Origin of the sequence: Bradyrhizobium sp. NBAIM03, assembly GCF_020194055.1 — a bacterium.
GTDB classification, from domain to species: domain Bacteria; phylum Pseudomonadota; class Alphaproteobacteria; order Rhizobiales; family Xanthobacteraceae; genus Bradyrhizobium; species Bradyrhizobium yuanmingense.
In genome coordinates this window covers 1-394 of sequence record NZ_JADYVS010000265.1, presented here as the reverse complement: position 1 = coordinate 394, position 394 = coordinate 1, and the positions used below count along the sequence as shown (strand labels likewise).

Here is a 394-nt window from a genome sequence, read left to right as displayed (position 1 = left end):
TTTCCGCGGTGGGCCCCACACGCTCAAAGCTCAATGAGAGGGCATTCGGATCGCCGACTCCACACAACTGGAGAATCTCTGCGTAGCGATCCGCGCGCGTATAGGCCGCTGTGATCCACCCCTCATCCGCCTTGCCAGCAAAATGACCGTCAATCATCGCGGTCACGCTCGGAAACCCATTTCCTTCGGCGATGCGTATCAAGTACCCCGCGGGTGACTCGTCGGGAAACGGAATGGGACGAACTGGAAGTTTGCGCCCCATGTCACCCCCGAAACGCTGCAGCCAAAGTCGGGCCGCTCATCGTGAACGGGTTCTGCTTGGTCACGGACAGCGCCGCAAATATGCCGGTGTCCCAGACAGATGCCAAATCCGTCTTGGTGATGACATCACGCC

General features: G+C 59.4%; 1 protein-coding gene. It reads right to left on the bottom strand.

The annotated features are described in order from the left end of the window. Positions 1-262, bottom strand: a 262-nt coding sequence (locus I6F21_RS38440) for a TniQ family protein (RefSeq protein WP_225184479.1), incomplete at its 3' end; no start/stop codon positions are given. Positions 263-394: the final 132 nt, after the last annotated feature.